This is a genomic window from Rossellomorea sp. NRS-1567, from assembly GCF_050467885.1.
GTDB lineage: Bacteria > Bacillota > Bacilli > Bacillales > Bacillaceae_B > Rossellomorea > Rossellomorea aquimaris_C.
This window is the reverse complement of the sequence record NZ_JBITPL010000001.1, coordinates 240408-263716: the sequence shown is the minus strand read 5'-3', so window position 1 is coordinate 263716 and position 23309 is coordinate 240408. Positions and strand designations below refer to the sequence as shown.

Genomic DNA, 23309 nt, shown 5'->3' with positions numbered 1-23309 from the left:
AAGATTTCAGGAATTATATTACTTTTTGAAGCACATAGTTCGCATGGTTTTTAAAACGGCAAGGAGGATCTATACATAATGGTAAAGCGTGGCCGAATAATTGCCTTCTTTATACTTGTGGTATTACTTGCAGGTACTATGGGAGGAACAACGAAGAATATTGTCGATAACATTAAATTAGGTTTGGACCTGCAGGGTGGGTTTGAGGTTCTTTACGAAGTTCAACCGATCAAAAAGGGTCAGGAAATTACGAAAGAAACGGTTGCCAATACAGCTGATGCGTTGGACAAGCGTATTAACGTATTAGGTGTCAGTGAGCCTAATATTCAAATTGAAGATGGAAACCGGATCCGTGTTCAATTAGCGGGAGTGGAAGATCAAAACGAAGCAAGAGAAATCTTGTCCACTCAAGCCAACCTGTCGTTCCGCGACGTAAATGATAAAGTCCGGTTGGATGGTTCCGATCTTGCATCCGGGTCTGCGAAGCAAACCTTTGATGACAAGAACAATCCAATCGTTTCCTTGAAATTAAAAGATCGTGAAAAATTCTATGAATTGACAAAAGAAATATCTGCAATGGCTCCTCAAAATCAGCTGGTGATCTGGCTGGATTTCGAGGAAGGAAAAGATTCTTATCAAGCTGAAGTAGGGAAAGAAGATCCGAAATTCTTGTCGGATCCCGCTGTAAGACAGCCGATCAACTCTGATGAAGTCATCATTGAAGGGAATTTCACCGTTGAGCGTGCTCAGAATCTTGCTTCCTTATTGAATGCAGGAGCACTCCCTGTAAAGCTGGATGAAAAATATTCAACTTCTGTCGGGGCAAAGTTCGGTCAACAGGCTCTTGATAAAACAGTCACTGCCGGTATCATCGGGATTGCGATCATCTTCTTATTCATGATTGCGTATTACCGTTTCCCGGGCCTGATTGCTACGATTACACTTTCAGTTTATATTTACTTGATTCTATTGATTTTCGATTTAATGAATGGGGTCCTGACACTCCCTGGAATTGCAGCACTCATCCTTGGGGTCGGTATGGCCGTCGATGCCAATATCATCACCTATGAACGGATCAAAGAAGAAATGCGCGTTGGAAAGCCGATTCGTTCAGCCTTCCAAGCGGGTAATAAATCTTCGTTCTTAACGATATTGGATGCTAACGTAACAACGATCCTTGCAGCAACGGTACTATTCTTATATGGAACAAGCTCTGTAAAAGGATTTGCAACGATGCTGATTGTCAGTATCCTGACAAGCTTCGTTACAGCTGTATGGGGTTCGCGTTTATTACTTGGACTGTGGGTGAACAGCCGATTCTTTAATAAAAAACCAGGCTGGTTCGGCGTGAACAAAAACGAAATCAAAGACCTGGCGGAAAATTACGATACGCTGGATCTGCCAACTCGCTTCGATCGCTTTGATTTTGCTGCACAGCGCAAAAAATTCTTCGGATTATCAGCTATCCTGATTACGGCGGGAATCATCATCCTGGCTATATTCAGATTGAATCTGGGGATCGACTTCGTGAGTGGTTCACGTATGGAAATCCTTGCCGATCAAAGCTTAAAGACAGAAGAAATTCAAGAGGAATTAAAAGAGCTTGATTTGCCTTCTGAAGATGTAGTGATTTCAGGGGACGATGGGAATATCGCCGTTGTTCGCTATACGGAAGATTTAAACAAAGATGAGATCGCCGCATTAAAGGACCGATTTAACGAACTGTACGGAGCGGAACCAAGCATCAGCACCGTTTCACCTGTTATCGGGAAAGAGCTTGCTAAAAATGCGATGATCGCTATTGCGATCGCATCGATCGGGATTGTCATCTATGTGACATTCCGCTTTGAATGGAGGATGGCAGCCGGTGCGATTCTTGCACTCCTGCATGATGCATTCTTTATCATTGCCTTCTTCAGTTTAACAAGACTTGAAGTAGATCTTACATTTATCGCAGCTGTCTTAACCATTGTCGGTTACTCGATAAATGATACGATCGTTACCTTTGACCGTCTGAGGGAAAACCTTCATAAGAAGCGTAGGTTGAAAACGGATAAAGATATTGAAGATGTCGTGAATCAAAGTATCAGACAAACGATGGGGCGTTCGGTGAATACCGTATTAACGGTGGTGTTTACGGTTCTGGCTCTCATGATCTTTGGTAGTGAGTCCATTCGTAACTTCTCCATTGCCTTATTGGTCGGGTTGATTTCAGGTACGTATTCTTCCGTATTCATTGCCTCTCAAGTTTGGCTGGTGTTGAAGAAGAAAGAACTGAAGAAAAATGGTACGATTAAAACCGTAAAAGAAAAGAAGACGTGGTCAGACGAACCACAAGTATAAGAGTATGAATGGGTCCGGGGAGAGCTTCTCCCCGGACCTGTCTTTTTTTGTTTTTTTACGGTATTGGGTTACAATACTAATAGTTGAAAGGAGGCGGAACCGCTTGAATCATGAAGACCGTTTTAGAAAAGCTGAAATAGCTGCAATGATTGGTGTTGTAGGGAATATTGTACTGGCGGTTATTAAGTGGGGAGCCGGTACATTAGGAAATAGTAGAGCGTTGATTGCAGATGCCGTTCACTCTGCCTCGGATGTTGCAGGGTCTCTCGCCGTCTTTATCGGATTACGTGCAGCTAAGCAGCCTCCTGATCAGGATCATCCATATGGGCACGGGAAGGCCGAGTCCATAGCAGCAATCATTGTGGCCGTCTTATTGTTTTTAGTAGGGATTGAGATTGGAAAATCGTCCATAGAATCTTTCTTTCATCCTTTAACACCTCCAACAGCAATTGCCATCTATGCCGTCATCTTTTCCATTATTGTGAAGGAAGCAATGTTTCAATATAAATATCGATTGGGTAAAAGAATAAAGAGTGATGCTTTGATCGTCAATGCATATGAGCATCGTTCAGACGTCTTTTCATCCATTGCCGCACTTGTCGGGATTTCCGCATCCATCCTCGGAGGGAAATTCGATATTGACTTTCTTGTATACGCAGATCCGGTAGCCGGTATCTTTGTTTCACTCCTTGTCCTCAGGATGGCCTGGCACCTGGGAGCTGAATCCATACATAATACGCTGGACCACGTCATGCACGAGGAGGATATCGTCCCCTTTCGTAAAATAGTGGACTCTGTACCTGAAGTGAAGGAAATCAATGAACTTCATGCCAGGGAACATGGGCATTACGTCATCATTGATTTGAAAATCAGCGTAGATCCGCATATGACTGTCGAGGATGGTCATCGCGTCGGGAAGCAGGTCAAGAAGAAACTTCTCGAAGAATCCAATGTGAATGATGTGTTCATTCACATTAATCCGTACAATCCGGATTCTGAAGAAAGGGATGAACAAATAGACTTATCATAAGGAGGGGAATCCCATGAAATTTCAGTGGACATTATTATTAGGTATTTTCTTTGCATTGGTTGTTTCCGTTTTCGCTGTCATCAATGTAGATCCCGTCACCGTCAATTATTTCTTTGGTGAAGCTGATTGGCCTCTTATTTTAGTCATACTTGGATCTGTATTTATGGGGGGAATCATTATCGGGTCGGTTGGACTGTTTCGATTATTCGTCGTCCAACGAAAAGTAAAGGCTCTAGAGAAAGAAAATTTACTATTAAGAGAACAGGCTGAAGGTATGCATAAAGAAAAGGCCGAAAAAGTCCCTTTGAAAAAGAGTGCTCCCGGCTCAGTAGGGGAAACAGGGGAGTAAACAGCTTGGTGGTTTTGCCACCAGGCTGTTTTTTTATTGTAGAGGATCATTCTGATGGGAAAGGCATCCAGACCGGTCGTCAGTCCTGTTTGGTAAGAATTGTTAAACGGCCGGATTTTTTCGAATTTCGGCCGGATTTTCAACCCAAACGGCTGGATTATCACCAATTTTGGCCGGATTATCACGAAAAACGGCTGGATTTTCACCAATTTCGGCTGGATTATGACCCAAAACGGATGGATTTTCTTCACAACTATCCAGGAGTGGGTTCGGATTCCAAAGCAGCCTTTTCTTTTGTATCACCCTTCTATTAAGATTGAAACCAACCCTTCCTTTTTGTATAATGAGTAAGGCTGAGGGGTGAACGTATGTTAAACTCAAAAACACGTTGGATGATGACAGAATCAGATCAACATAAAATATCAGAACTGGCAAATGAATTAAAATTACCTTCGCTTGTGGCGAAACTATTAATCAACCGGGACTTGGACGATGTAGAAGAAGCCCGGAATTTTTTATTTGATACAGGCGATTCATTTCACGATCCATTTCTATTTGAAGATATGAAAAAAGCAACCGAAAGAATCCATAAAGCCATTGAAAATGGCGAGAGGATTCTTGTTTATGGTGACTATGATGCCGATGGAGTCAGCAGTACGTCGGTATTGATGACAGTGTTAAGGGACCTGGGTGCAGAGGTGGAATTCTATATCCCAAACCGGTTCAGCGAAGGATACGGCCCGAATGAAGGTGCCTTTCGCTGGGCAAAGGAAGAGGAATTCACGCTCATCATAACAGTAGATACGGGAATATCCGCTGTGAATGAAGCAAAATTGGCAAAAGAACTGGAAATCGATTTGATCATTACGGATCACCATGAACCTGGACCGGAATTACCTCCGGCTTTTGCCTTGATTCATCCAAAGGTCGAAGGGACCACTTATCCATTTGGAGAACTGGCAGGAGTAGGAGTGGCATTTAAACTGGCTCATGCCCTTTACGGTGAGCTGCCTGTCCATCTGCTTGATCTTGCTGCGATTGGGACCATCGCCGATTTAGTACCATTAAGAGGGGAAAATCGCCTTTTGGCCAAGCGTGGGATTGCCCAGCTTCGGGTTTCAAACCGATTGGGGATAAAAGCATTATGCAAAATCGCCAATGCCCAACAACAGGAAATTACGGAAGAATCCATAGGATTCATGATTGCTCCCCGTATAAATGCTGTCGGTCGGTTAGGGGATGCAGACCCTGCCGTCGATCTTATGCTCACAGAAGATGATGAGGAAGCAAAGGTCCTGGCTGAAGAAATTGACAGCTTGAATAAAGAAAGACAGGCGATCGTGTCGCAAATGACAGAAGAAGCGGTTGAGATGGTGGAGAATGAATTTCCCCTGAACGATAACTCTGTCCTTGTCATTGGAAAAGAAGGCTGGAACCCTGGAGTAGTCGGAATTGTAGCTTCACGCTTAGTGGATAAGTATTATCGTCCAACCATCGTGCTTAGTTTCGATTCCGAGAAAGGAACGGCAAAGGGGTCTGCAAGAAGTATCGCAGGTTTTGATTTGTTCAAGAATTTATCAACCTGCCGTGATATCCTTCCACATTTCGGAGGACATCCCATGGCTGCAGGCATGACTTTACAGTTAGGCGATGTAGCCCAGTTCAGAAACCGATTAAATGAGTTGGCTCAGACTGAGTTAACGGAAGAGGACTTTATACCAGTCACACAGCTTGATGCTTCTGTTACAGTGGACGAAATCTCCGTAGAGTCGATTGAAAAGCTTCAGCTTCTGGCACCTTTTGGGATGCATAATCCTAAACCGAAGTGGATCATAGACAATGTAAGCATCGGACATTATAAAAAAATTGGATCTGCACAAAATCATCTGAAGCTGGTCTTAGAAGATAAGGGCGTACAAGTGGATGGTGTCGGTTTTGGATTGGGAGAACTGGCCGATCATATGACCCCATTTTCGAATGCCTCTGTTATAGGTGAATTATCCATTAACGAGTGGAATAATCGCAAGAAGCCTCAGGTGTTTTTACATGATGTGAAAATTGAACATTGGCAATTATTTGATGTTCGCGGGATTAAACAAGTCCATAAATGGAATGGGCTTATCCCGGAAGAAAATAAAGTAGTCATTTGTTTTAATCCAGCTACTTTAGAAAAGCTGAGTCTGGAAAAAGACGAAGTGATGCTACTTGAGGATGGTTCTTCACTTGAAGGATTTTCCACCGATAAGGCAAGCCTCGTGCTTCTGGATCTGCCCACTTCCAAACCAATACTTGAAGAGCTCTTGAAGAAAGGGCAACCTCACCGGATCTATGCTCATTTCTTCCAGGATGAAGATCATTTTTTCAGTACGATGCCAACACGTGAGCATTTCAAATGGTACTATGGATTTTTAACAAAGCGTGGAACATTTGATTTAAATAAACATGGTGATGACCTGGCGAAATACAAAGGCTGGTCAAAAGAAACAATAGATTTCATGTCACAGGTGTTTTTTGATTTGAAGTTTGTTACAATAGTGAATGGATTTATTTCTCTCAATCCTGAGAAAACCAAGAAAGATCTTTCTGAATCTCTAACATATCAGAAGAAACAACAACAATACGAACTTGAAAACGAATTGTTATATTCTTCCTATCAAGAGTTGAGGACTTGGTTTAATGAAAGGATAGAAGAGTCTGTTACAATTGAGGAGGAAGTAAAAGCATGGACTTAAAACAATATGTTACGATCGTTGAGGATTGGCCTAAAGAAGGAATTAAGTTTAAAGACATCACAACATTAATGGATAATGGTGATGCTTATAGATATGCTACAGACCAAATCGTCGAATATGCTAAAGAGAAGCAGATCGACCTGGTTGTGGGACCGGAAGCACGTGGATTCATCATCGGCTGCCCAGTCGCTTATGCATTGGGTGTAGGCTTTGCCCCTGTTCGTAAACCTGGTAAATTACCGCGTGAAACGATCCAGAAGGAATATGGTTTGGAGTATGGTAAAGATTCTCTAACGATCCATAAAGATGCGATTAAGCCTGGTCAACGTGTATTGATCACAGACGACTTACTTGCTACTGGTGGAACGATCGAAGCAACGATCAAGCTTGTAGAAGAATTGGGTGGGGTTGTCGCTGGTACAGCATTCTTAATCGAATTAACGTACCTGGATGGCCGCGACAAGCTTGACAACTATGATATTCTTACATTAATGCAATACTAAAATTGTTTATCGATTCTCATATTCGTATATACTATGTGATATACTGTTAACTTAAGGGACTGACATCTGGTTTTGAATGTCAGCCCTTATTTTTTATTTGGAAGGGTCAAATCGAGGGTAGATGTGGATCATGCGGATTTTTTCTCATCGACAATTTTCGACGAAAATAGATGGAATCTGAGAATTTTACTCTAACCCCTTTACATAACCCTATTTTTTTTTGATAATAGTAACAATCATTAAAATCGAACACTAGTGAAATATATTAAAATACAAAGGTGATTTTGATCATGGCTAAAGATCAAGTACTAACCCCGGAACAGGTTTTTGATAAGACAAGAGAATACTTAAACGATGAGCATGTAGGGATGGTCCAGAAAGCCTATGAGTATGCAAGGGATGCCCATAGTGAACAGTACCGTAAGTCTGGTGAACCCTATATCATTCATCCCATCCAGGTAGCGGGAATACTAGCGGATCTGGAAATGGATCCGGCAACCGTCGCTGCCGGTTTTCTTCATGATGTAGTGGAGGATACGGGCGTTTCTCTTGGGGAAATTGAGGAAGCATTCAATGCCGAAGTGGCCATGCTTGTAGATGGGGTCACAAAGCTTGGAAAGATTAAATACAAGTCACAGGAAGAGCAGCAGGCTGAAAATCACCGGAAAATGTTTGTGACGATGGCTCAGGATATCCGTGTCATTCTGATTAAATTGGCAGACCGTCTGCATAATATGAGAACGTTGAAACATTTGCCACAGGAGAAGCAGCGAAGAATTGCAAATGAAACACTGGAAATCTTTGCTCCTTTGGCACATCGTTTAGGGATTTCGAAGATTAAGTGGGAATTAGAGGATACGTCGCTCCGATATTTAAATCCTCAACAGTATTATCGTATTGTCAACTTGATGAAGAAAAAGCGTGCCGAGCGTGAGGAGTATTTAGAGGACGTTGTCAATGAGGTGAAAGATAAGTTAGGCGACGTGAAAATCACAGCGGAAATCTCCGGCCGTCCCAAGCATATTTACAGCATTTATCGCAAGATGGCTCTTCAAAACAAGCAGTTTAATGAAATATATGACCTATTGGCAGTGCGTGTAGTAGTAGATAGCATCAAGGATTGCTATGCCGTTTTGGGAATCGTCCATACGTGTTGGAAGCCAATGCCTGGCAGGTTCAAAGATTATATCGCCATGCCGAAGCCGAATATGTATCAATCTCTTCATACAACGGTCATCGGTCCTAAAGGGGATCCTCTTGAAGTGCAGATCAGAACGCTTGAAATGCACCAAATCGCTGAGTACGGTGTGGCGGCACACTGGGCATATAAAGAAGGAAAAGAAGCGAACGAAACGGTTTCCTTCGAGAAGAAGCTTTCCTGGTTCAGGGAAATATTAGAGTTCCAGAACGAATCTGCCAATGCGGAAGAGTTCATGGAGTCTCTTAAGATTGATCTCTTCTCTGATATGGTCTTTGTGTTCACACCTAAAGGGGATGTACTGGAACTGCCGTCGGGATCCGTTCCGATTGACTTTTCTTATCGTATACACTCAGAAATCGGTAACAAAACGATCGGTGCCAAGGTAAATGGTAAGATGGTCACTCTTGACTATAAGTTGAAAACGGGGGATATCATTGAAATTCTCACGTCCAAGCATTCTTACGGTCCCAGTCAGGATTGGCTGAAGCTTGCGCAAACATCTCAAGCGAAGAATAAGATCAAGCAATTCTTCAAAAAGCAGCGAAGAGAAGAAAATATTGAAAAAGGCCGGGATTTAGTAGAAAAAGAAATCAAGAATCAAGATTTCGATGTGAAAGAAATCCTGAATCCTGAAAATATTAAACGTGTATCTGAGAAATTCAACTTCTCAAACGAGGAAGATATGTATGCAGCCGTTGGCTATAACGGGATTACGGCGGCTCAAATCGCCAATCGCTTAACGGAGAAAGACCGGAAGAAACGTGAACAGGAAGACAACCTGGAAGAAACGATGAAGGAATTGAATTCCCAACCAGTCAAGCGTAAAAAAGACGCCGGTGTCCAGGTAGAGGGCATTGACAATCTTCTTATCCGTTTATCCCGTTGCTGCAGCCCTGTTCCCGGGGATGAGATCGTAGGGTTTATTACGAAAGGCCGTGGGGTTTCTGTGCATCGTGCCGACTGTACAAACGTAATGGCCGATGAAGTAGAGCAGCGTCTCATTCCAGTGTCATGGGAAAGTGATAGAAATGACCGTAAGGAATACAATGTGGATATTGAAATCTCCGGTTACGATCGCAGAGGCCTTTTGAATGAAGTGCTTCAGGCGGTAAACGAGACGAAGACGAATATATCGGCTGTAAGCGGAAAATCCGACCGAAATAAAGTGGCAACTATCAATATGTCCATTTCGATTCAAAATATATCCCACTTACACAAAGTCGTGGAAAGAATTAAACAAATTTCAGATATTTATGCTGTAAGAAGAATCATGAACTAAAGGAGATTTCTTTATGAGGGTTGTACTGCAAAGAAGTAAAGAAGCCTCCGTCACTGTTGATGGAGAAGTAAAGGGAGCCATTCGTTCAGGTGCTGTATTGCTTGTGGCGATTACCCATGAAGATACGGAAGAAGACGCTCGTTATGTTGCGGACAAAGTAGTGAACCTGCGTATTTTTGAAGACGAAGAGGGGAAGATGAATCATTCTTTACTGGATGTAGAAGGGGAAATACTCTCCATCTCTCAATTCACTCTTTACGGGGACTGCCGTAAGGGAAGAAGGCCAAACTTCATGGGTGCAGCGAAGCCCGATCACGCAGAGTCTGTTTACGACTACTTTAATAAGGTATTAAAAGAAAAAGGTATCAAAGTGGAAACGGGTGTATTTGGAGCCATGATGGACGTGAATTTAACAAATGATGGCCCTGTGACGTTAATTATAGAAGGCAAATAAAGAAAAGCTGATCCTGCAAATTTTAGGATCAGCTTTTCTTATTTTATTAATATCGTAATGGTTTTCTCAGCAGCATCAGTCGGAAAAATAATCCCCTAACCCATGATAGATAGCCGTTGCCGCCAGGTCTTGAAAATACTGTGTATTGACATTGGCTTCCTCTGCCGGATTACTTAAGAATCCCAGCTCCAACAGGACAGCCGGCTGATTGTTTTCACGGACAACGTGATAATCTCCTACTCGTACACCGCGGTCTTTCGTCGGTAAACGATCTGCCAGGCTTCCATGAATTTCATCGGCCAGTTCTTTCTGGTGACCTTGATAATAGTAGGTAGTATGCCCGACGATAGAGGAATCAAGAATGCTGTCAAAATGTAGGCTGATAAAGGCATCAGCCTGATAATAATGAGATAATGATACCCTGGATGGTAATGAAAGATATTCATCGTTTTTCCTTGTTAAGACCACTTTGGCTCCAGCGCTCTTTAGCTTTTCGGCAAGGAGTTCCCCGGTTCTCATGGTAAGGAGCTTTTCCAATGTCCCGCTTGCTCCGGTCGTTCCACTGTCTCTGCCTCCGTGCCCCGGATCAATCACCACGACTTTATCTTGTAAGCCGCCGCTCCGCTTGCGTGAAGGAGTGGTGTTTTCCCCGCTACTGGATCGGATGGACACCACCCAGCCGGCCACAAAACCTGCACTGCCGTCTTCTAATTCAATTTCATACCAATCTCCGTTTTTGCTGATAACGGGGAATGTGTCACCACTTGATCCTCGTTCGATGACGCTTGCCCGGGCATTTGCTTCACTTCTGATATTGGTACCATTGTAAAGGACTGTGACGTTTTCATTTTCTGAAGTGGGTTCACTCTCATGGGCGGAGGCAGTGACGGTTTTTTGGACATACCAACCGGCAATCCAGCCTTTTTTCCCATTTGAGAGCTTAATCTGATACCAATTGTTTTTTTCTTTTAATAAGGAATATTTCTCCCCTTTTGAAACCTTTCCAACGACGCTCCCGTTTAAAGAGGTTTCGTCACGGACATTTAAACCGTGAACCGTAATGATTCCTACAAGATCTGTGGACGAGGAGGCAGCCTCCTCATCATTGGCCCTCGAAGAGAATTCTACATATGCATCGTTCACCCACGCCTTGTCACTGCCAAATTGAATCTCGTACCACCCGCTGACACTTCCTGTTACCTCTACGTGATCTCCCTTATTTAATACTCCCAGGACGGAACTTTGAAGAGAGGGAGAGGTTCGAACATTTAGGGAGTTGTCGGTGATGATCCCTTGTTTATTCTCCCTCCTTTTCGATGGGGAAGAAGTGGTGTTGTTTTCCGACACGTAGTCCTCATGAACCCAGCCGCTGCCATTTCCCCATTCGATGAACAGCCAGTCAGCCTCTTCGTCGGAAACGGATACTCTATCTCCGGTGTTTAAAACCGTCACCACTTCTTCAGAGGTGCCAGGCCCTTTTCTGACACGTAACCCATCGGTGTTCACCCGTCCTTCCTGTTTTGGAGAAACATCGGAAGCAGCAGATTCAACTGAGACTAACCATTCGGCTACCCAGCCCTCTCCACTATCGGTCCTGACCTTATACCAATCATTTTGTGTGTCTACTATACTGTACTCTTCCCCTCTATGTACCTTCGTCAGAACCGGGTAGCTCAGTCCTGGCCCCGTACGAACATTCAGAGTCGAAACACTGATCGTGGCCGTGCCGGTTTCTGCATGGGCATAATCAGCTTCGAGTGGCTGAAAAGGAATGATCATGAGCACAATCAGTATAGATGCTATTATCTTCTTAATCATCTTCACCTCCTGTTTGAAATACAAACACCCATAGTAATATCGGATTTCTTCACTTAGATATTGATCAAAATTTCGACGATTCATCAAAAAAATCCCTTATGGGTTTAATACGATAAAAAAAATTAAATTCCTCTAAAACGAAATAAAAATAGGTAATTGGAAATGATAGAGTTAAGGATTGTTTTGGAAAGGATGATGGAATTGAGGTCAAGTGAAAAAGGGTTTATGAATGCAAACGGTGATAACCAGTTGTTCGGTGTGGATTTTCATCAGTTTTTAGAACGTGAGAAAGATGCTTTAAATGTGGAACTTGCTTCCGAGTTCGGGTTATCGTTAAAAGAAGTTAAGCTGCTGAAAAAGAAAATGGAAAGATCGTAAGGAAATTTTCTTTAACCTCTTGACATGAACTAACGGCATCCGTATCATTATAGAAATAAAATAACATTTACAAAAACCGTTGATCGAGCATAGTAGCTGACACCCACGTGTAAAGAGAGGAAATGCCTTGGCTGAGAGCGTTTCTACAATGTGACTTAGTGAATGAACACTCAGGAGGTTTCTCTCTGAAAAAGTTTCTTTAGTAGGAGATGAACGTACCAGGCGTTAACTGGCTAAGTGGAGGTCTTATAGACTTCAATTAGGGTGGCACCACGGGAATAACAGCTCTCGTCCCTTGTATGATATACAAGGGACTGAGGGCTTTTTTTATTTACATAAATATCAATTTGCTTTTATAAAAGGAGGAAATCAACTTGTCCATTCAGATTCCAAGAGGTACACAGGACATTCTACCAGGTGAAGTAGAAAAATGGCAGTATGTAGAGGAAGTGGCGAAGAACCTTTGCCACGCCTATCAGTATAAAGAAATCCGCACACCTGTCTTTGAGGCGAGCGAGTTGTTTACCAGAGGCGTAGGGGATACGACGGATATCGTTCAAAAAGAAATGTATATGTTTGAAGATCGCGGAGGCAGAAGCTTGGCGCTCCGACCTGAAGGAACCGCTTCTGTTGTTCGTTCCTTTGTAGGAAATAAGATGTTTGGGTATCCAAATCAGCCGACAAAGCTCTTTTACTCCGGTCCAATGTTCAGGTACGAAAGGCCACAAGCGGGCCGCTACCGTCAATTTGTCCAGTTCGGGGTTGAGGCATTGGGAAGTGAAGATCCTGCGATTGATGCAGAAGTGATTTCATTAGCGATGGGGATTTACAAGAAACTGGGACTTACTCAATTAAAGTTAGTCATTAACAGTCTTGGTGACACGGGGAGCAGAAACGCCCACAGAGAAGCGCTGATCAATCACTTTAAACCAAGAATCGATGAATTTTGCGGAGATTGTCAAAATCGTTTAGAGAAGAATCCATTGCGTATTCTCGATTGTAAAAAAGACCGTGACCATGAATTGATGGCTACGGCGCCATCGATTCTCGATTACTTAAATGATGAATCTAAAGCCTATTTTGAAAAAGTCCAATCCCACTTAACCGGGATGGATGTTGAATTCGTAGTCGATCCGACTCTTGTTCGCGGCCTTGATTATTATAATCACACAGCCTTTGAAATCATGAGTGATGCAGAAGGTTTTGGAGCCATCACGACCCTTTGTGGCGGTGGACGCTACAATGGATTGGTTGAGATGATCGGTGGTCCGGAAACTCCAGGAATCGGTTTTGCCTTCAGCATCGAAAGATTACTTTCGGCACTGGAAGCTGAAAACGTTCAACTTCCAATCGAGCGGGGCGTCGATTGCTTTATCGTTTCATTGGGAGAAGAGGCAAAAGATTATGCGGTTAAGCTTCTTCACGATTTAAGACAGGTGGGAATTTCTTCAGAAAAGGATTACCTTGATCGAAAGGTGAAAGGTCAATTTAAAGCAGCGGACCGTTATGAAGCGAAATATGTAGCCGTCATTGGTGACAACGAATTACAGGAAAATAAAATCAACCTGAAAGATATGTCTACTGGTGAGCAGGAAGAAGTAAGTCTTGATCGTTTTGTAGAGAATGTGAAAGGCAAACTTGGTAAATAGAACCCGTTGATTTTGACAAGGAGGAGAACATGATGACGAAAAGAACAGCGTATTGCGGAGATATCACAGAATCATACATCGGTGAAAAAATTACGATTAAAGGCTGGGTACAAAAGAGAAGGGATCTGGGTGGATTAATCTTCATCGACCTTCGTGACAGAGAAGGAATCGTACAAGTCGTCTTTAATCCGGATTTATCAGAAGAAGCCCTCGCCCTTGCGGAGAAAATTCGTAATGAGTATGTACTGAGTGTGACAGGTACTGTCGTGGCAAGAGGAGAAGGAACGGTCAACCCTAACCTGAGAACGGGGAAAGTTGAGATTCATGTAGAAGAGGTTCAAATCATAAATGAAGCGAAGACCCCTCCTTTCATGGTTGATGATCAAATGGAAGTGTCGGAAGATGTCCGCTTGAAATATCGTTACGTAGACCTTCGCCGCCCAGCGATGATGGAAACGTTGAGAATGCGTCATAATGTGACGACATCCTTCCGTACCTTCTTAAACAAAAACGGATTCCTGGATGTGGAAACACCGATTTTAACAAAGAGTACGCCTGAAGGTGCCCGTGATTACTTAGTGCCAAGCCGTGTTCATCAAGGTGAATTCTACGCGCTGCCACAATCACCGCAAATCTTCAAACAATTGCTCATGGTATCCGGCTTCGACCGTTATTACCAAATTGCCCGCTGTTTCCGTGACGAAGATCTTCGAGCAGATCGTCAGCCCGAATTCACTCAGATTGATATGGAAATGAGTTTCATGGATACAGAACAAATCATTACCCTTGTAGAAGATATGATGAAGAAACTGATGAACGATGTGAAGGATCACAATGTTCAATTACCATTCCAAAGAATGACGTATGATGATGCCATGAGTCGATACGGCTCGGACAAACCGGATACGCGTTTTGGAATGGAACTGATCGATGTATCGGAAATCGTGAAGGAGTCCGGATTTAAGGTATTCGCAGGCGCAGTAGCAAGCGGTGGTCAGGTGAAACTGATCAACGTAAAAGGCGGTGCTTCCCAGTATTCCCGTAAAGACATCGATGGGTTAACAGAATTTGTTTCCCGTTACGGTGCAAAAGGACTTGCCTGGTTAAAGGTAGAAGAAGAAGGCTTAAAAGGACCTATTTCCAAATTTGTAACAGAAGAGGATGCTTCGCAAATCTCTGCTTCAGCAAATGCAGAATCGGGAGACTTATTGCTTTTCGTGGCGGATAAAAAATCAGTAGTGGCAGATGCCCTTGGTGCTCTTCGGTTGAAGTTAGGAAAAGAGTTGAAACTGATCGATGAAACAAAGTTCAATTTCTTGTGGGTGACCGACTGGCCGTTGTTTGAATTTGATGAAGGCGAGAATCGTTATTATGCTGCCCACCATCCATTCACAATGCCGGTGAGAGAAGACCTGGAACGTTTCGAGACGGATCCTTCTTCTGTCCGTGCCGAAGCCTATGACCTTGTATTGAATGGGTACGAACTTGGAGGGGGATCCCTTCGGATTTATGAGCGTGATATTCAAGAAAAGATGTTTAAAGTACTTGGTTTCTCAAAAGAAGAAGCAGAAAAGCAGTTTGGGTTCCTATTGGAAGCCTTTGAATATGGAACACCTCCACATGGCGGAATCGCCCTTGGTCTGGACCGTTTAGTGATGCTCCTTGCAGGACGCACAAATCTCCGTGATACCATTGCGTTCCCTAAAACGGCAAGTGCAAGCTGTGTCTTGACGGATGCTCCTGGTGAAGTGAGTGAAGCTCAATTAAAAGAGTTATCCTTGTCGCTGGATGTAGAATAATGTAAATAAGTTCCGGGGGGGCATTCGTTGAAATCATCAAGGTGATATGATATTATTTAAACAATCACAAACGAGTCCTGATGTGTGCGACGTTTTTACCTAACAGTTTTGACCGAACACTTCAAACTTCGGGAGCTTGACGTTTCTACTAGGCGTTCATGCCTCATGCCGAGGACTAACAAATAGTGGAATAAAGCACCCACCTGCCGAGAGCGGGTTCAAAACGAAGGAAATGATGGCGACGGCACGATTGGGACTCGTCCAAACATGATTTTTAATGAAGATCCCATAGAATGAAGAGTCAGGCTGAAAATGGCCTGGCTTTTTTTTGTTGAGGCTAAAGTTTCTCTTAATAGGGTAAACAAGAAGGGAAGGGCAACATTTCATATTGATTTTCGTTCCTGTATCCTTTATTCTAATTCAGTATAAACCTAGTTGAATACTTATAATGGAGTTGATTATTTTGCTACACCAGTTTTCACGAAATGAACTAGCGATCGGTAAGGAAGGTCTTCAAACCCTTAAGAATAGTACGGTGGCAGTACTTGGAATCGGGGGAGTGGGATCCTTTGCAGCCGAAGCTTTAGCCAGATCAGGTGTAGGCCGTCTTGTGTTAGTGGATAAAGATGATGTGGATATTACAAACGTAAATCGTCAAGTTCATGCATTGCTTTCTACGGTAGGTCAGCCGAAAGTCGATCTGATGAGGGACCGCATCAAGGATATTAATCCGGACTGTGAAGTCATTGCCTTAAAGATGTTCTACACGGAAGAAACCTACGAAGAATTCTTTAATCAAGGATTGGATTACGTCATAGATGCTTCTGATACGATCTCGTACAAAATACATTTAATGAAAGAATGTCTAAAACGCGATATTCCATTGATCGCAAGCATGGGAGCGGCGAATAAAACCGATCCGACACGTTTCAAAATTGCGGATATCAGCAAGACTCATACGGATCCAATCGCAAAGGTGATCCGGACACGCCTGAAAAAAGAAGGCATTAAAAAAGGCGTGACTGTTGTTTTCTCTGATGAGAGTCCCATCGTCATCCGTGAAGAAATCAGAAAAGAAGTAGGGAACGATGATGCGAAGATTCGTAAAGCGCAGCTTCCTCCATCTTCAAACGCATTTGTCCCATCGGTTGCAGGTCTTGTTGCAGCCAGTCATGTGATGAATGAGCTGTTAAAGCATATTGAAATCAAAAGAGTAAAAGACAAATAAAGGCCGTGCAATGAAAAGGACTGAATCCACTTTCGGATTCAGTCCTTTTTCTATGCTGTATACAGCATGGTGAATTCTCTATCCAGCTCGCTGTACATATTCATGAAAACTAATTCCATTAATTAGGTAAAAAAGGTATTGACGGTATAATGTGTCATAGTGTACTATCTAACTAGAACACTAAAACACGTTATGAAGGAGTGCAAGTATGAACGCTTTTAAAGGTCTTCTTTGGAAAGACTTCAAAACCTCCAAGGTTTGGTTCTATGGCTGGATTGCCATTATTTTTCTGATATACATCATCGGAATGGTGATCGGGAACTTCGTCAACGAGCCTATAATCGTTCAAATATTTATTATCATGATCGGTGTGTTTCACTTTGCGTTTCTGCCGGGTATTGTCTTCTCCATGCTTCGATTAGAAGGAAAGACGCAGCTTTGGCTCCATAGTCCGTATAGTGGATTTATGCTTTTGTTGCCGAAACTGATCATTGCCTTTATATACTCTACGGTCTCCCTTCTATTAGTGGATCTTTTAGGTGTGATCACCATGGCAGTCTTCCCTGAAGACTCTATTTTTTCCTATTGGCCAATCAAAGAAGGTATCCTATTTAATTTAGGAGTAACAGTAGTTGGCCTATATTTTTCCGGATGGACGATTTTCTTGTGGACTTTCTACCACTCACTTTCAAAGTACCCATCCATCAAGAGTGTACGATGGATCTTTGTAGCTGGTTTTATCATTGTGTATCAAAGTGTTGTCGCCTTTCTTATGAGCATTGAATGGGTGGAAAGATTACTCTTCGATACTTTTACAGTTGAAGTGAGTTCGGGCGTCTTTTTCTCGGTTGGTTCTAATGAGGCGACTGCCGGTTTTGACCCTGAAATGATCCCGCTGCCCTTGCTGCCGTTTGTATTTGAAGGAATGGTCATGATGATCGTATTTATCATTTCCTGCTGGCTATTAGATCGTAAGGTTGAGGTGTAGGTCATGACAGAAGAATATACAGCTTCCAAGCCGATATACCTCCAAATAGCTGATCGAATCATACGGGAGATTGTAAGAAAAGAGTTATCTCCCGGGGACAAACTGCCTTCTGTCCGGGAAATGGCCGTTCAATCCGGGGTGAATCCAAATACCATTCAGCGTACGTATAGCGAATTAGAGAGGATGGACATTGTGGAGACGAGGAGAGGGCAAGGGACATTTGTCACGGAAAAGAAAGAGGTTCTTTACGTGTTGAATGAAAAGGTTCAAGAGGAAGTAATCGAGTTGTTCATTAAGAACATGAAAGAACTGGGGTTAACAAAAGAGCAAATGATAAAAGGCGTCGAGAGATATCTTGCCCAAAGAGGGGGGGAATAGGATTGGTTGTAAAATTTGAAGCTGTGACCAAAAAATATGGTAATGAATCGGCCTTGAAGAATACGTCTTTTCACTTCGAAAAGGGAAAGATTTATGGTCTGCTCGGTCCAAATGGCAGCGGGAAATCGACCACTTTAAAGATGATTGCGGGATTAGTTCTTCCGAATGCAGGTTCAGTGACCATGAACGGGAAGCCGATTACCCGGAAACGAGCCAGTGAAGTGGCTTATTTAACAGAGCTGGATATGTTTTATGAAGCATTTACCGTTGATGGGATGATCCGGTTTTACGCCTCTCAGTTCGCCGACTTTGATATACAGCGTGCACATGAGCTAGTGGGATTCATGGAACTGGACAGTAAGAAAAAAATCAAGCATTTATCAAAAGGGAATCGTGGCAGACTGAAGCTTGTTCTTGCCCTGTCCCGAAATACGGAGGTCCTGCTCCTGGATGAACCATTTTCAGGATTGGATCCCATGGTAAGGGACTCCATTGTCAAAGGTCTACTATCTTATATCGATTTCGGAAATCAAACCGTGATCATTGCAACCCATGAAATCGATGAGATTGAAGGGATCCTGGATGAAGCGTATATCATCCATGATGGTGAAATGAAAGGGCACTGTCAGGTAGAGGAGCTTAGAGAAATAGAAGGATTGTCTGTCCTGCAGTGGTTGAAACAAACAACGAAAAAAGAAGGGAAGATGAAGTAATGAAGACGGTTGTGCAATTACAGGATGTCTCAAAAGTCATTAAAGGCAAGACCATTATCGATAATTTATCCTTTGACGTGTATGAAGGGGAAGTATTCGGTTTTCTGGGACCGAATGGAGCAGGAAAAACGACGACGATCCGAATGATAGTGGGACTGATGAATATTTCAAAAGGAGACGTCCTGATTTCGGGGAAAAGTATCAAAAAAGATTTCGAAGGTGCCATAAAGGATGTTGGTGCCATCGTTGAAAACCCAGAGCTCTATAAGTTCATGTCGGGATATCAGAACTTAAAGCATTTTGCCCGCATGCAAAGTGGAATCACCGAAGAAAGAATGAAGGAAGTCATCGAACTGGTCGGATTAACAGACCGCATCAATGATAAAGTGAAAACCTACTCCCTTGGAATGAGACAGCGCTTGGGTCTGGCGCAATGCCTGCTCCATAAACCGAAGCTCCTCATACTCGATGAGCCTACAAATGGTTTGGATCCTGCCGGTATCCGCGAAATTCGTGCGTATATCAGAAAGCTTGCCCAGGAAGAGGGTATGGCGGTCATCGTATCAAGTCACTTATTATCTGAAATGGAAATGATGTGTGATCGAATTGGGATCATCCAATCCGGAAAGCTTGTGGATGTACAGCAGGTACGTGATTTCATTGAAGGTTCCGAACAGGTCTACCATTTTGAGGTGAATGATGCAGAAAAGATCAAAGCTGTACTCATGAAGTTCGATCCGGGAATCAAATATGAAACGAAGGGTTCGGAAGTACAGGTCGCTTTAACGAAGGAACAAGTACCGAATGTCATTCGGGCACTTGTGGATGCGGATGTTCAAATCTTTAGTGTCATGCCAATTGCCAAGACACTGGAAGACAGGTTCTTAGAAATCACGAATGAAAAAGGAGAGGTCGTGCATGCTTAGTCTCATTAGAAATGAATGGACAAAAATATTTAAACGGGTCGGAACATATGTCATGCTCGGATTGCTTATTCTGATTATTGGAGTGACGGCCGCTTTTACGAAGTATGATGACGGGAAAGCAAAGGAATCGGAAAACTGGAAGCAGGAACTCACAGCACAAGTAGAAGCAGATAAACAAATGTTGTCGGAAAATCCAAATATGAACAAGTTCATAGAGAAAGACACAGAACGAAGAATAGCACTAAATGAATATCGTATTGAAAATGACATTCAACCGAAAGTGAAAGAAACGGTTTGGACGTTTGTAGAAACGAATGCCTTTTCCGTACTTGTAGTCGGCCTGTTTGCCATCATTGTGGCAGCGGGAATTGTCGCAAGTGAGTTCAGCTGGGGTACGATCAAGCTTTTGCTCATTCGTCCCATCTCAAGAACAAAGATCCTTCTATCGAAGTATTTCACCGTCATCTTATACGGAATGAGCATGCTACTTATTTTATTCGTCGTATCGTTCCTGATCGGGCTATTATTATTTGGTGGAACAGATCAGTCCACCCACCTGGCGTATGTGGATGGGAAGGTAGTCGAACAGAACATTGTGGGGTACTTGATCAAAACCTACTTATTGAAAACCATTGATGTCGTGATGATGGCTACAATGGCCTTCATGATTTCAACTGTGTTCAGAAGCAGCTCACTGGCTATCGGGATCTCCTTGTTTCTATTGTTTGTGGGAGCGAATGCTACAAGCCTGCTCGCTCTTCGATTCGACTGGGCAAAATTCAGTCTGTTCGCAAACACGGATCTGACTCAATACACAGGTTTCACACCAACGCTAGTGGACGGCATGACAATGGGCTTCTCCATCACCATGCTCATCATCTACTTCATCATCTTCCAACTGCTGGCCTTCATCGTCTTTAACAAAAGAGATGTGGCGGCATAGAAAAGCGGAGGCGGCTTGGTCTGGCCCGACAAGCATAAGACGAACCACCTGGAAAGGCGCACTTTGCCTTTATAGGTGGTTTGACTTATGACCTCGAGGGCCAAGCCGCCGTAGCTGGACAACTAAATAGAAAACAAAAAGTGACGGACTCATCAGAGTTCGTCACTTTTATGCATACCGGTATAAATCTGCGAACTTCAAACGTGTGACTTGTTGAAGGAGAAAGGCTGGTTCGGTGGCATTTTTTTTTCGAAGAGTATTCAAAGCTTCTATCATTTCATCATGAGTCATGATTCCGACTCCGTGACCAAAATACTGATCCTCTTCTAAAAACACTGAATTTTCCCCCATCCATATAGGATCGTCATAGTCTGGATTAGAGAAGTAGTATACATCCCCTGGAATATAGTCCACTCCTTCATAGGTGACCATGCTCATATCATCGTCATAATTGTGACCCCACACTAAAAGGGGGGAAAACAGCTGGTTGAAATAAGAAGTCCTGATCATATCAAGGATGGATTTATAGTATATGAGGACAATGCTGGTGACGCATTCGAAGCTATAGGCAGAGCTATTTGTGAAAATATCTTCAATGGCCTCTGATGGAAGCTTCGAGTCGCGAAGTCTATATCCGTATGGGGTCTTGATCCAATAAGCAGAGTTAAAATAAGAGTGTTCAAAAGCAGCGAATTTGGCGTCACCTTCATCCATGCTCCTTGCATTGACAATGAATCGTTCCCGCATCTTCAACTCAAATCGGAGCTCACCTAAGTTACGGTAACGATACTCCGTAGGACTGCTTTCCAGCGCTTTTACGATGCTTTCTTCTACAGGTGACAGATTTGTTAACCCTTTACTTGACAATCCGTTTTCAATGATAATCAATCCATACACCTCCAGGCCTTTTTACTAATGTATGATGGTGTGGAGAGATATGGCATTGACATGTTAAAAAAACTCCCAGCTAGTTGGGAGTTTTTAAAGTGAGAGTCACAATTTGGCGTAACAAATCCCGGAAGTGCCGCATCAAACGTCAAAACTGCCTCCGTTTGTTTCATCCAGCTCCGACAGCTAGAGGCTCGAGGTCATAAGTCAAACCTGCCAAAAAGGCAAAGAACGCCTTTCCGGCAGGTTCGCCTTATGCTTGTCCCCTCTGAACAAGCCGCCTCCGCTTTTGTTATTTCATCTGTTTATTAATTTTCTCATACACCTGAGCAATCGCCTGTTCGAATTTCCCTGTCGATTTAGGGGTATAGTATTGAGCATTCTTAAGTTTATCTGGTAAATAGGTTTGTGGTACCCATCCCGATTCATAGCTGTGTGGGTACTTGTACTCGATGCCTCTTCCCAGTTCCTTGGCTCCTTGATAATGAGCATCCTTCAGGTGATCCGGAACCTCGCCGCTTTTTCCTTTGCGGATATCACCGAGTGCAAGGTCGATGGCTGTGATCGCCGAGTTCGATTTAGGTGAGAGACAAAGCTCGATGATCGCATTGGCTAACGGAATTCTCGCTTCTGGGAACCCGATTTTCTCAGCTGTTTCGACTGCCGCCAATGTTCTTGGTCCCGCTTGGGGGTTGGCAAGGCCGATATCTTCATAGGCAATCACCAATAGTCTGCGGGCGATGCTCGGTAGATCCCCGGCTTCAACGAGTCTGCCTAAATAATGTAGAGCTGCATTCACATCACTTCCCCGAATTGATTTCTGAAACGCGCTTACGACATCATAATGGGCGTCACCGTCTTTATCGTGAGAAAAGCTTTTCTTTTGCAGGCACTCTTCCGCGATATTGACATCAATAGAAATCACACCGTCCTCATTCGGTGAAGTGGACAAGACAGCCAGTTCCAATGCGTTCAACGAACTCCTCACATCTCCAAAGCTGCTGCTTGCAAAATGTTCAATGGCATCAGAGGTTACATCGAGTGAATATCCACCTAATCCACGTTCTTCATCCTTTATGGCTCGATGCAAGGCGATTTTCATTTCATCGATCGTAAGTGGCTTTAGCTCAAAAATTTGGCATCTGCTTCTGATCGCTGGATTAATGGCGTGGTAGGGGTTGCTCGTCGTTGCCCCGATCAATGTGATCATCCCGTTCTCTAAATAAGGAAGGAGAAAATCCTGCTTTCCTTTATCCAGGCGATGCACCTCATCCAAAAGAAGGATCACTTTCCCGGACATTTTGGCTTCTTCGGCTACGATTTGAATATCTTTTTTATTATTGGTTACGGCATTCAGAGTTTTAAACCGGTATTTCGTACTTCCGGCAATGGCGCTCGCGATGGACGTTTTTCCAATTCCCGGTGGACCGTATAATATCATGGATGACAGCTGCTTTGCTTTTACCATCCTGTCTATGATTTTGCCTTCTCCAACTAAATGCTGCTGCCCGATGATCTCATCAATGGTCCTCGGTCTCATCTTAAAGGCAAGTGGTTTAATCGACATGAAACATCTCTCCAAACTGACGTTCTAGTTAAATTCACTTTATCATAGGAGGTTCTCATAAGGAAATATTGTGGCTTTAGGAAAGGGGTGGGAAAAGTGAATGAAGCCGCCCCTTTCACAGTGAGAGGACGGATATGCTATAA

At 43.2% G+C, this 23309-nt stretch carries 20 protein-coding genes, 1 other RNA gene and 1 other annotated feature; of the genes, 17 read left to right on the top strand and 4 right to left on the bottom strand.

Translation table 11 applies throughout. The features are described 5' to 3' along the window. Positions 1-78: 78 nt before the first annotated feature. From secDF to ACIFOD_RS01345, 3 genes are all read left to right on the top strand, one after another. The gene (gene secDF / locus ACIFOD_RS01355; protein WP_397552094.1) at positions 79-2343 is read left to right on the top strand and encodes a protein translocase subunit SecDF; all 2265 of its coding nucleotides are present in this window, start codon (positions 79-81) and stop codon (positions 2341-2343) included. 145 nt (positions 2344-2488) lie between these two features. Beyond that, positions 2489-3373 (top strand): cation diffusion facilitator family transporter, encoded by an 885-nt coding sequence (locus tag ACIFOD_RS01350; RefSeq protein ID WP_397552206.1) that lies wholly within the window; start codon positions 2489-2491, stop codon positions 3371-3373. Between the two features lie 13 nt (positions 3374-3386). Continuing rightward, positions 3387-3722: a LapA family protein gene (locus ACIFOD_RS01345; protein ID WP_113971270.1), complete on the top strand. Its 336-nt coding sequence runs from the start codon at positions 3387-3389 to the stop codon at positions 3720-3722. A 102-nt stretch (positions 3723-3824) separates the two neighbouring features. Here ACIFOD_RS01345 and ACIFOD_RS01340 read toward each other — a convergent pair whose 3' ends face one another. Continuing rightward, entirely contained in the window at positions 3825-4025 is a 201-nt protein-coding gene (locus tag ACIFOD_RS01340) for a hypothetical protein (protein ID WP_430313211.1), read from the bottom strand. 65 nt (positions 4026-4090) lie between these two features. On the opposite strand from ACIFOD_RS01340, the gene recJ reads away from it, so the two are divergent. The 4 genes from recJ to dtd all read left to right on the top strand — a co-directional run bounded on the left by recJ (position 4091) and on the right by dtd (position 9891). Continuing rightward, positions 4091-6454, top strand: coding sequence for a single-stranded-DNA-specific exonuclease RecJ (gene recJ, locus ACIFOD_RS01335; RefSeq protein ID WP_430313210.1), 2364 nt, complete (start codon positions 4091-4093; stop codon positions 6452-6454). Continuing rightward, a complete protein-coding gene (locus ACIFOD_RS01330) occupies positions 6445-6957 on the top strand; it encodes an adenine phosphoribosyltransferase (protein ID WP_113971272.1) in 513 nt (170 codons plus the stop codon). The genes recJ and ACIFOD_RS01330 overlap by 10 nt, the downstream gene beginning before the upstream one ends. Before the next feature lie 290 nt (positions 6958-7247). Then, positions 7248-9437, top strand: coding sequence for a RelA/SpoT family protein (locus tag ACIFOD_RS01325; RefSeq protein ID WP_430313209.1), 2190 nt, complete (start codon positions 7248-7250; stop codon positions 9435-9437). A gap of 13 nt (positions 9438-9450) precedes the next feature. Then, a complete protein-coding gene (dtd, locus tag ACIFOD_RS01320) occupies positions 9451-9891 on the top strand; it encodes a D-aminoacyl-tRNA deacylase (RefSeq protein WP_430313208.1) in 441 nt (146 codons plus the stop codon). A gap of 75 nt (positions 9892-9966) precedes the next feature. Here dtd and ACIFOD_RS01315 read toward each other — a convergent pair whose 3' ends face one another. Then, positions 9967-11709, bottom strand: coding sequence for an SH3 domain-containing protein (locus ACIFOD_RS01315; protein WP_430313207.1), 1743 nt, complete (start codon positions 11707-11709; stop codon positions 9967-9969). Between the two features lie 225 nt (positions 11710-11934). On the opposite strand from ACIFOD_RS01315, the gene ACIFOD_RS01310 reads away from it, so the two are divergent. The 10 genes from ACIFOD_RS01310 (at position 11935) to ACIFOD_RS01265 (ending at position 20711) form a co-directional block, all read left to right on the top strand. Then, the gene (locus tag ACIFOD_RS01310; protein ID WP_395940685.1) at positions 11935-12087 is read left to right on the top strand and encodes an RNA polymerase subunit sigma-70; all 153 of its coding nucleotides are present in this window, start codon (positions 11935-11937) and stop codon (positions 12085-12087) included. Positions 12088-12157: 70 nt separating this feature from the next. Continuing rightward, positions 12158-12386, top strand: a binding site (T-box leader). Positions 12387-12461: 75 nt separating this feature from the next. Further along, on the top strand, positions 12462-13736 hold the full coding sequence (gene hisS, locus ACIFOD_RS01305; RefSeq protein ID WP_430313206.1) for a histidine--tRNA ligase: 1275 nt from the start codon (positions 12462-12464) through the stop codon (positions 13734-13736). A gap of 32 nt (positions 13737-13768) precedes the next feature. Then, a complete protein-coding gene (gene aspS / locus ACIFOD_RS01300) occupies positions 13769-15535 on the top strand; it encodes an aspartate--tRNA ligase (protein WP_430313205.1) in 1767 nt (588 codons plus the stop codon). Between the two features lie 71 nt (positions 15536-15606). Further along, positions 15607-15796: non-coding RNA, 6S RNA (ssrS, locus tag ACIFOD_RS01295), on the top strand. Positions 15797-15998: 202 nt separating this feature from the next. Beyond that, positions 15999-16763, top strand: a complete 765-nt coding sequence (locus ACIFOD_RS01290; protein WP_397552102.1) for a tRNA threonylcarbamoyladenosine dehydratase — start codon at positions 15999-16001, stop codon at positions 16761-16763. A 208-nt stretch (positions 16764-16971) separates the two neighbouring features. Beyond that, a complete protein-coding gene (locus tag ACIFOD_RS01285; RefSeq protein ID WP_430313204.1) occupies positions 16972-17751 on the top strand; it encodes a hypothetical protein in 780 nt (259 codons plus the stop codon). Between the two features lie 3 nt (positions 17752-17754). Further along, positions 17755-18129, top strand: a complete 375-nt coding sequence (locus ACIFOD_RS01280; protein WP_430313203.1) for a GntR family transcriptional regulator — start codon at positions 17755-17757, stop codon at positions 18127-18129. A gap of 2 nt (positions 18130-18131) precedes the next feature. Further along, positions 18132-18842, top strand: coding sequence for an ABC transporter ATP-binding protein (locus ACIFOD_RS01275; RefSeq protein WP_397552105.1), 711 nt, complete (start codon positions 18132-18134; stop codon positions 18840-18842). Further along, positions 18842-19768 (top strand): ABC transporter ATP-binding protein, encoded by a 927-nt coding sequence (locus ACIFOD_RS01270; RefSeq protein WP_430313254.1) that lies wholly within the window; start codon positions 18842-18844, stop codon positions 19766-19768. The genes ACIFOD_RS01275 and ACIFOD_RS01270 overlap by 1 nt, the downstream gene beginning before the upstream one ends. Further along, on the top strand, positions 19761-20711 hold the full coding sequence (locus ACIFOD_RS01265; protein WP_430313202.1) for an ABC transporter permease: 951 nt from the start codon (positions 19761-19763) through the stop codon (positions 20709-20711). Before ACIFOD_RS01270 ends, ACIFOD_RS01265 begins: the two co-directional genes overlap by 8 nt. Before the next feature lie 168 nt (positions 20712-20879). On the opposite strand, the gene ACIFOD_RS01260 is transcribed toward ACIFOD_RS01265, so the two are convergent. Together ACIFOD_RS01260 and ACIFOD_RS01255 are read right to left on the bottom strand one after the other, a co-directional pair. Further along, positions 20880-21599: a protein-glutamine gamma-glutamyltransferase gene (locus ACIFOD_RS01260; RefSeq protein WP_430313200.1), complete on the bottom strand. Its 720-nt coding sequence runs from the start codon at positions 21597-21599 to the stop codon at positions 20880-20882. 292 nt (positions 21600-21891) lie between these two features. After that, positions 21892-23166: a replication-associated recombination protein A gene (locus ACIFOD_RS01255; protein ID WP_428974875.1), complete on the bottom strand. Its 1275-nt coding sequence runs from the start codon at positions 23164-23166 to the stop codon at positions 21892-21894. Between the last annotated feature and the right edge of the window lie 143 nt (positions 23167-23309).

Coding starts and splice junctions, on each gene's coding strand:
- secDF (WP_397552094.1), top strand. CDS start 79: ATGGTAAAGCGTGGCCGAATAATTGCCTTCTTTATACTTGTGGTATTA.
- ACIFOD_RS01350 (WP_397552206.1), top strand. CDS start 2,489: ATGATTGGTGTTGTAGGGAATATTGTACTGGCGGTTATTAAGTGGGGA.
- ACIFOD_RS01345 (WP_113971270.1), top strand. CDS start 3,387: ATGAAATTTCAGTGGACATTATTATTAGGTATTTTCTTTGCATTGGTT.
- recJ (WP_430313210.1), top strand. CDS start 4,091: ATGTTAAACTCAAAAACACGTTGGATGATGACAGAATCAGATCAACAT.
- ACIFOD_RS01330 (WP_113971272.1), top strand. CDS start 6,445: ATGGACTTAAAACAATATGTTACGATCGTTGAGGATTGGCCTAAAGAA.
- ACIFOD_RS01325 (WP_430313209.1), top strand. CDS start 7,248: ATGGCTAAAGATCAAGTACTAACCCCGGAACAGGTTTTTGATAAGACA.
- dtd (WP_430313208.1), top strand. CDS start 9,451: ATGAGGGTTGTACTGCAAAGAAGTAAAGAAGCCTCCGTCACTGTTGAT.
- ACIFOD_RS01315 (WP_430313207.1), bottom strand. CDS start 11,709: ATGATTAAGAAGATAATAGCATCTATACTGATTGTGCTCATGATCATT.
- ACIFOD_RS01310 (WP_395940685.1), top strand. CDS start 11,935: ATGAATGCAAACGGTGATAACCAGTTGTTCGGTGTGGATTTTCATCAG.
- aspS (WP_430313205.1), top strand. CDS start 13,769: ATGACGAAAAGAACAGCGTATTGCGGAGATATCACAGAATCATACATC.
- ACIFOD_RS01285 (WP_430313204.1), top strand. CDS start 16,972: ATGAACGCTTTTAAAGGTCTTCTTTGGAAAGACTTCAAAACCTCCAAG.
- ACIFOD_RS01280 (WP_430313203.1), top strand. CDS start 17,755: ATGACAGAAGAATATACAGCTTCCAAGCCGATATACCTCCAAATAGCT.
- ACIFOD_RS01270 (WP_430313254.1), top strand. CDS start 18,842: ATGAAGACGGTTGTGCAATTACAGGATGTCTCAAAAGTCATTAAAGGC.
- ACIFOD_RS01265 (WP_430313202.1), top strand. CDS start 19,761: ATGCTTAGTCTCATTAGAAATGAATGGACAAAAATATTTAAACGGGTC.
- ACIFOD_RS01255 (WP_428974875.1), bottom strand. CDS start 23,166: ATGTCGATTAAACCACTTGCCTTTAAGATGAGACCGAGGACCATTGAT.